General features: G+C 45.0%; 9 protein-coding genes. 7 read left to right on the plus strand and 2 right to left on the minus strand.

Annotated features, from left to right (window positions below; translation table 11 throughout):
- Positions 1-14 precede the first annotated feature (14 nt).
- The 7 genes from BVG16_RS04020 (at position 15) to BVG16_RS04050 (ending at position 6958) form a co-directional block, all read left to right on the plus strand.
- The gene (locus BVG16_RS04020; protein ID WP_078497220.1) at positions 15-509 is read left to right on the plus strand and encodes a cell wall elongation regulator TseB-like domain-containing protein; all 495 of its coding nucleotides are present in this window, start codon (positions 15-17) and stop codon (positions 507-509) included.
- 141 nt (positions 510-650) lie between these two features.
- Positions 651-1196, plus strand: a complete 546-nt coding sequence (locus BVG16_RS04025) for an Asp23/Gls24 family envelope stress response protein (RefSeq protein WP_078497221.1) — start codon at positions 651-653, stop codon at positions 1194-1196.
- The gene (locus tag BVG16_RS04030) at positions 1189-2694 is read left to right on the plus strand and encodes an AAA family ATPase (protein WP_078497293.1); all 1506 of its coding nucleotides are present in this window, start codon (positions 1189-1191) and stop codon (positions 2692-2694) included. The genes BVG16_RS04025 and BVG16_RS04030 overlap by 8 nt, the downstream gene beginning before the upstream one ends.
- A 104-nt stretch (positions 2695-2798) precedes the next feature.
- Entirely contained in the window at positions 2799-3671 is an 873-nt protein-coding gene (locus BVG16_RS04035; protein WP_078497222.1) for a 3-hydroxyacyl-CoA dehydrogenase family protein, read from the plus strand.
- Positions 3668-4876: an acetate/propionate family kinase gene (locus BVG16_RS04040; RefSeq protein WP_078497223.1), complete on the plus strand. Its 1209-nt coding sequence runs from the start codon at positions 3668-3670 to the stop codon at positions 4874-4876. Before BVG16_RS04035 ends, BVG16_RS04040 begins: the two co-directional genes overlap by 4 nt.
- A 33-nt stretch (positions 4877-4909) precedes the next feature.
- Positions 4910-6205 carry an asparagine--tRNA ligase gene (gene asnS, locus BVG16_RS04045; RefSeq protein ID WP_078497224.1) on the plus strand — a complete coding sequence of 432 codons (1296 nt, stop codon included), beginning with the start codon at positions 4910-4912 and terminating at the stop codon, positions 6203-6205.
- A 42-nt stretch (positions 6206-6247) separates the two neighbouring features.
- Positions 6248-6958, plus strand: a complete 711-nt coding sequence (locus tag BVG16_RS04050; RefSeq protein WP_078497225.1) for a DnaD domain-containing protein — start codon at positions 6248-6250, stop codon at positions 6956-6958.
- A gap of 214 nt (positions 6959-7172) precedes the next feature.
- Here BVG16_RS04050 and BVG16_RS04055 read toward each other — a convergent pair whose 3' ends face one another.
- Both BVG16_RS04055 and BVG16_RS04060 read right to left on the minus strand, forming a co-directional pair.
- Positions 7173-8111 (minus strand): IS3 family transposase, encoded by a 939-nt coding sequence (locus BVG16_RS04055; protein ID WP_144027278.1) that lies wholly within the window; start codon positions 8109-8111, stop codon positions 7173-7175.
- On the minus strand, positions 8048-8365 hold the full coding sequence (locus BVG16_RS04060) for a transposase (RefSeq protein WP_078497227.1): 318 nt from the start codon (positions 8363-8365) through the stop codon (positions 8048-8050). Before BVG16_RS04060 ends, BVG16_RS04055 begins: the two co-directional genes overlap by 64 nt.
- Positions 8366-8442 lie beyond the last annotated feature (77 nt).

Here is an 8442-nt window from a genome sequence, read left to right on the forward strand (position 1 = left end):
GAGTTTTGTACGGCATGCAGAGAAAATGGATTGTTATCATGATATCGATCTTTATACTGATCATGCTCGGGTTGCATTTATTCTACAGAAATATTCAGAGCAATGAATGGACACAAGAAGGCATGGCTTCCAAAGCTGCCATCGAAACCAATGCTCTTAAAAAGGTAACCAGTGTACAGAAGTCGGTATGGGAAGATGTCTATTATATTGTCAATGGTGTGAACGATCAGGATCAGAATATGGTCGTATGGGTTAACCAAAAAGGAACGTCCATCCATGCGGAACAAGCGAATGCGGGCATGAGCAAGGAAGCCATCCAGAACAAGCTGCTAAGTAAAGCACCGAATGCGGAGATCATCTCGGCTGTACCTACGATTTGGGAGCAGCAGTACGCATGGCAGGTGTTCTATAAAGACAAAAGTGAAGATGGGAATATGCGATATTACTATGATTTTTATCGATTCCGAGACGGAGAATATCTCACCACCTATACATTACCCAATCGATAAAGATCTATAAAGACCTCGCCAGGTGGCGAGGTCTTTTCCTGATTATCCAGTGATTTTCCTGACCTTCCACACATTACATACCGCATTCGTATATATCATGTGATATACTCGTTGATATACTGATAGAGGAGGGACATTACATTGAAAATTCGAATGAAGCCCTTAGCCGTAACACTTGTCGTATCGATGGCCGTCCTATTCGGCGGATGGTTTTTATATCAGAACGTTGCCATTCAAAGTCCGGTAGAACAGATTGCAAAAGATGTTTCTCACGTATCGCAAGCCAAAGCGAATATTACGAGTGATAAAATACAACTTTCCATACAGGTGCAGCCCGATGCGAATATCCGTCAAGTCGTGGAGCGCATTCAGCAAGAGAGCAAATCAGCTTTAAGCAACAAGAAGCTGGAAATTGTCGTGACGAATCCATCTTCTCAAGCCTTAGATGATTGGTGGTCCAAAGCATTGTTCCCGGTCGCACAAGCGATGGAGAATAAACAATATACAGAAATTCCAAAAGCACTAGAACAAGCGAGTGCTTCGATGAATCAAGATCAATTCAAAGCAAATGCGGAAATGGATGAGCATAATGTGTACATTTCCTTAACTGATGGAACGGCAAGCAAGTACATCATATTGCCACGTCAAGGTCAATCGGTGGGGGTGTGGCCGAATGAGAATGCCTAAATGGTGGAAAGAAGCGGTTATTGGATTCGGGATCGCTTTGTTTATCTTTCTAGGGATCATCGGTGTTAACATCTTGCCGTATATCGGTGTTGCCTTATTGCTTGGGATTGTACTGTTTGCGGCTACAAGCCGCGGAGGAAGCTTAACGGTTGGTGGAGGGCAGCAGCGCAAGACAGAACGCCCCAAACCAACATATATGACGTTTGAACAAATCGGTGGACAAGATCGGGCGAAGCAGGAACTGACGGAAGCCTTAGATTTTCTCATCAAGCATGAAGAAATTAAAAAATTCGGGATACGCCCCTTGAAGGGGATTCTGCTTACTGGACCTCCGGGAACTGGGAAAACCCTCATGGCGAAAGCAGCAGCCCATTATACGAACTCTGTATACGTTGCAGCCTCAGGCAGTGAGTTCGTGGAGATGTATGTGGGTGTGGGCGCAGGACGTATTCGCGACCTATTCAAGCAAGCGAGAAGCCAAGCCGTAAAAGAGAAGAAAGAAAATGCGATTATTTTTATTGATGAGATTGATGTCATCGGCGGGAAGCGGGAAGGCGGCCAACAAAAAGAGTACGATCAGACGCTGAACCAGCTGCTTACGGAGATGGACGGCATCTATTCCAACACGGTACCGCGGATTCTGATCATTGCAGCCACGAACCGCAAAGAGATGTTAGACAGTGCGCTGCTGCGTCCTGGCCGGTTCGACCGTCATATTCGGGTAGATTTACCCGATAAGAAAGGTCGTCTGCACATTCTCAATATTCACGCGGCAAATAAGCCGATGGACGAAGAAGTGAATCTTGATAAGATCGCAGATCAATCGTTTGGATTCTCAGGCGCACAGCTCGAGAGTGTGATGAATGAAGCAGCGATCTATGCGATGCGCGAAGCGAAGGGAAGCATCGAGCAGCAGCATCTCACGTCAGCCATTGACAAAGTGATGCTGGGTGAAAAGACAGACCGTGAAGCGACGAGCGAGGAACGCAGACGGGTAGCTATCCATGAATTAGGTCATGCCATTATGGCTGAGGTTGTTCGACCTGGGAGCGTTGCTCAAGTGACGGTGAGTCCGCGGGGGCAAGCACTCGGTTATGTGCGACATCATCCCCTAAAGGATCAATATTTGCATACCAAAGAATTTTTGGAAAGTCAGATCATGATTGCGCTTGGCGGAGCTGCTGCAGAAGAGATTTTTTACGGCGGTCGCAGCACAGGATCATCCAATGATTTTGAGCAGTCGCTGCAAATTGTCGAGACAATGATGAATGCGGGGTTAACCGAATTAGGAATTACGAACGTGCAAATCGTAACCCAAGAACAGCGGATGAAAGAAAATGACCGCATTTTGAACGAATTGTTCCAGCAAACGAGATCTGCGTTGGAATCCCATAAAATGGTGTTTGATCGGACTTTAGATTTCCTTATTTCGGAAGAAGTAGTATCTGGAGACCAATTTAGAAGAATATTTTGTGACAATAAACAATTACCAGCGTAAAATGTGCGCTGGTTTTTTGTCTAATTTTTTTCGACATGTTAAAATAGATGGCGGAGTTATGAGAGATGATATATATATAGATGTCGGAAAGGATGGGTTAAACCATGCAATTTAAAAAAATTGGCGTCATCGGCGGGGGAACCATGGGTCAAGGAATCGCTGAGATGTTAGCGGTTAGAGGTCTTGATGTTTTACTCGTGGAACAAACGTCTGAGAAACTAGACCATGCATACAGCATGATTGAATTAAGTTTGGATAAGCAATTGGAGAAGTGGGGCATTACGTTATCGGAGAAGAAATTGATTCTTTCCCGCATTCACAAAGTGACACATTTCGCGGAGCTAGGTGCTTGTGATATGGTCATCGAAACGATCTCCGAGGATATTGAAGCGAAGAAGCTAGTATTCGCTGAGCTGGATGCCGTGTGTCCAAGTCACATTATTCTAGCAAGCAATACATCAACGCTTAGCTTGACAGAATTAGCGAGCTCCACGAAATACCCGGCTCGCGTGATTGGCATGCACTTCATCTATCCGGTTTCGAAGGTGAACTTGGTTGAAATTATCCGCGGACTCAAAACATCCGAAGATACATTCCAACAAACGAAGCATTTCGTCGAAGAGGTAATAACGAAAAAAGGAATCATGGTATACGAATCTCCGGGCTTTGTCACAACGCGGATTATTTGCACGTTGATTAATGAGGCACTGCATGTATTGCAAGAAGGTGTTGCAACGGCGGATGATATTGATGATGCAATGCGAATTGGCTATGCTTTCCAACATGGACCGCTTGAGATGGCGGACCGTTTCGGTTTGGATTCGGTATTAGCGGCGATGGAGCGTATGTTCCGTGAGTTCGGAGACCTGAAATACCGCCCATCGGTACAATTGAAGAAGATGGTTCGTGCCGGGCATTTAGGCGTGAAATCAGGCGAGGGATTTTTCAAGTACGATAAGGATGGGGATCGAGTATGAAAATTTTAGTTATTAATGCAGGTAGTTCTTCGTTGAAATATCAGTTGTATGATATGACTGATGAGTCTGTTCTGGCTAAAGGCCTTGTGGAGCGAATCGGGATGGATTCTTCGATCGTAACGCATGAGCCGACGGATGGTCAAGAAGTGAGTGAAGTGAGCGAAATTCTTGAGCATACTACGGCCATTCGCAAAGTCTTGGAAATGCTTGTCCATCCGCAACATGGTGTAATTAAATCCACCGATGAAATTCAAGCTGTAGGGCATCGTGTCGTTCATGGCGGCGAATCATTCAGCAAGTCTTCGGTTGTTACGCCAGAAGCGAAATCAGAGATCCGCCGTTTGTTCGACTTGGCGCCTCTGCACAATCCTGCGCATATGTCCGGGATCGTAGCGGTAGAGAAAAATATGCCTAACGTTCCGCAGACGGTTGTATTCGATACAGCTTTCCATCAGACGATGCCAGAAAAAGCGTATTTGTATGCTATTCCGCGCGTATTGTATAAGAAGCATAAAGTTCGTCGCTATGGCTTCCACGGAACATCTCACAATTACGTAAGTGCGAAAGCTGCTGAATACTTGAATCGTGACATTAAAGACATGAAAATCATTACATGCCACATTGGTAATGGCGGTAGTGTGACAGCGATTCTTAACGGTGAATCCGTCGATACTTCGATGGGGATGACACCGCTTGAGGGCTTGATGATGGGTACACGCAGCGGGGACTTGGATCCAGCGATTGTTCCTTTTGTCATGAATAAAGAAGATTTAACTGTGAATGAAGTAAACTCGATGTTGAACAAACATAGTGGATTACAAGCAATCTCTGGCGTGAGCAGCGATATGCGTGAAATTATCGATGGCATGCTAGCAGGAGAACCCAATTCGACATTAGCTTTTGACATGTACGAATATCGCATTCGTAAATATATCGGGGCTTACGCTGCAGCTATGAACGGTGTAGATACACTTATTTTCACAGCAGGTGTAGGGGAGAATGCGGTTGTATTACGCGAGCGCGTCCTTGAACAATTAACATTCTTGGGCATCGAACTCGATAAAGAAGCGAACAAAGTACGTTCGAAGCAACCACGTCTGATCTCAACTCCAAATTCGAAAGTACAAGTGCTTGTCGTACCGACGAATGAAGAATTAATTATCGCTCGCGACACGTACCGTTTGGTAACAGAAGCGGCGAAGTAATCTATTATATGCTTGTTAAAGGGGAGAATAAGGATGACTGCACAAACTGTCATTCGTCAAGTGAGTCAGCACGTCGGACAGCCTGTTAAAATCGGTTGCTGGGTACACAACAAACGCTCTAGTGGTAAAATTCAATTCCTACAATTGCGTGATGGAACAGGATATATTCAAGGCGTCGTCGTACGCAGTGATGTACCGGAAGAGGTATGGGATGCAGCGAAAAGTCTGACGCAAGAGAGCTCCCTATACGTTACGGGTGAGATCCGTGAAGAACCGCGGAGTCAATCCGGTTATGAAATGACTGTAACGGGGATTGAAATCATCCATCTTACGGAAAATTATCCGATTACGCCGAAAGAACACGGGATTGATTTCCTCATGGATCATCGTCATCTATGGCTTCGTGCACCGAAACAACGCGCTATTTTGGTCATTCGTGCACAAATCATTAGTGCGATTCAGAATTACTTCGATGAAAATGGTTTTACGTTGGTGGACCCACCGATCCTTACGCCTTCGTCTTGCGAAGGAACAACGAACCTATTCCATACGAAATATTTCGATGAAGATGCATACTTAACGCAAAGCGGTCAGCTTTATATGGAAGCTGCAGCCATGGCTTTAGGCAAAGTATATTCGTTCGGCCCGACGTTCCGTGCTGAGAAATCCAAGACTCGTCGTCATTTAATCGAGTTCTGGATGATCGAGCCGGAGATGGCTTTTGTCGACCATGAAGAAAGTTTACGTGTCCAAGAATCCTTCATTGCTTATGTTGTGCAATCGGTCTTGGATAACTGCCGTAAAGAGCTTGAAACGATCGGCCGCGATATCACGAAATTAGAGAAGATCGTTGGACCGTTCCCGCGTATTACGTATGATGATGCGATCAAATTCTTGAACGAGCAAGGTTATGATATTCCATGGGGTGAAGATTTCGGAGCACCGCATGAAACGGCGATTGCTGAGAAATATGAGACACCTGTATTTATCACGCACTATCCAACGAAGATCAAAGCGTTCTACATGAAGCCTGATCCAACGAATCCAGATGTAGTTCTCTGTGCGGACATGATCGCACCTGAAGGCTATGGTGAGATTATTGGCGGATCTCAGCGGATTGATGATCCAGCTTTATTGGAGGAGCGTTTTACAGAACATGAACTGTCAACAGAAGCGTACCAATGGTATTTAGACTTGCGTAAATATGGTACAGTACCTCACTCTGGGTTTGGACTTGGATTAGAGCGTACGGTAGCATGGATTTGCGGTCTGGACCATGTTCGCGAGACCATTCCGTTCCCTCGTATGCTGTATCGTTTGTATCCATAATATCTTATCAATGCTATGATAAGGGTATGGAGGTGAACGGAAGTGAGCAGTGAAGCATGGAGAGCATTTGCCAAAGGAATTACGCTCGGCATCGAAGAAGGAAGTGTCAATATCTCGTATACGCTTCTTCGCTATTATCGAAGATTGAAGCTAAGCGATACCGAGATGATGCTGCTCCTCCAACTCACCGGATTTCGGCAGATGGAGCAGAACGCTTTTCCAACCATTGAAGAGCTGCAAGAACGGATGGGGACTTCACCTGAACATGTCATTAAGATGCTCCAAAAGCTGATGCACGAGAAATTTCTAACGATTGATGAGGAAATTGATCCGCAGACTGGCATTCAGTATGAACGTTATAATCTGATCGGCGTGTATGAGAAGCTTGGAGCCTGCATGATGGAAGATGTGAAAAAGGAACGATTACTCGAGCAGCGGCATGGGAAAGCTACAACGAGCGCGATGAACTCGAACGTAGAAGAAGAGACGGAGCAGAATCTTTTCAGTATCTTTGAACGTGAATTTGGGCGCCCCCTATCACCGATGGAATGTGAGACGATTTCCGGGTGGTTGGATCAGGATCAATACCCTGAAGAGCTCATTTTACTTGCGTTAAAAGAAGCTGTATTTGCTGGCAAAGTCCACTTCCGATACATCGACCGGATCCTGTTGGAATGGATGCGTAATCGTGTCCGTACCGCAGAAGACGCGCGAGCTTATGCTCAGAAATTCCGTGGCGGAAGAAATAACTAAATGATCGGCAGCCTAATTCATTCCCGGCAAGGGGATGGGTTAGGCTTTTTTTAATATTCTAGAATGTATAACTTTTCGAGAGATTGCCGAAATCAAATTAGGGTACCACGGAACGAGAAATTAACGGACTCAGGAGACCTTAATGATGTCAAAAGCACTCAAAATGCAGGGTGAATGGACACAGTGCTCTTCTGTCAATAAAGTGGACACAAAATTAAGCTGAATTTCGCTCATAATAGAGCTGCTCGAAGCGAACCGGCGACATGTATCCCAGCGTGCTATTGGAGCGTTTCCGGTTATAAAAGAATTCTAAGTATCGATATAGTTTCTCTTGCGCTTCTTGCTTGGTTTTAAACTTTGGTTTGCAGTAGATCAACTCGCGCTTCAAAATGCTGTGAAACGCCTCAATACAAGCGTTATCGTAGCAGTTTCCTTTCCGACTCATACTGGGTTTCATATCGTACTTTTTAAGTTGTTCACGGTAATCTTTTGACGCATACTGCGAACCGCGATCAGAGTGGTGGATTAGTCCCTTTCCCGGTCTTTTCGCTGTATGGGCTTGCTTCAGCGCATCCAAAACCAAATCTGTTGTCATATAGTCGCCCAATTTCCATCCTACGATCTGTTTCGTGTACAGATCCAAGATACTGGCTAGATACAGCTTTCCTTGGCGACAAGGAATGTAAGTGATGTCCGCCACCCATTTTTCATTCGGCTTAGTTGCTGAAAAATCTTGTTGCAGCTCATTGGGTGCGATAGGTAGTTCGTGTTTGGAATCTGTCGTGCTTATTCTGAATTTACGTGACATACAGGAACGAAGCCCTTCTTCGCGCATAATGAGGCCAACCGTTCGTTCCGATACGGTCCAGCCTTCCTTCTTAAGATCCCGATGAATTCTTGGGCTTCCATAGCGTTCTTCGGAGTCATGGAAGTGCCAAATAATACGCTTTTTGAGCTTCTCCTTTCGTTGGAGCTGCTCAGAAGGCGCTGCCGTACGCCATTTGTAATAACCACTCCTGGATACGCGTAGTACGCTGCACATCTTCTCCACGCGAAACTCGGAGAGATGATCTTCAATAAATTGAAATCTTAGTTCTTTTCTTTGCTGAAGATGTGCAGCGCCTTTTTTAGAATGGCTAACTCTTCTTTTAATTCATTAATTTCACGCTCTTTACGGCGGTTCTCCTCCTCATTGTTCTTTAGCACTTGCTCGAGTTGTTTAATCTTCTCCGGATGATTGACCGCTTCCTGATCGAATTGCCGATATTGCGCGATCCATTGGTGTACGGTGCTTTTCGGAATGCTAAGTTCATCACATATTTCGGATAGAGACTTCGTTTGCTCTTGAATGTATTTCACTGTTTGCATTTTAAATTCTTCGTTATACCTTTGCCGTTGTTCCCCCACAATTGGACACCTCTTCTTTCGTTAAGTTTATTATCTTTTGTTCCTTAACGTCGTGTCCACTTTTTATTCTAGTTGCA

The sequence above is a fragment of the Paenibacillus selenitireducens genome (genome assembly GCF_002021565.1).
In the GTDB taxonomy this organism is placed as follows: Bacteria; Bacillota; Bacilli; order Paenibacillales; family Paenibacillaceae; genus Paenibacillus_K; species Paenibacillus_K selenitireducens.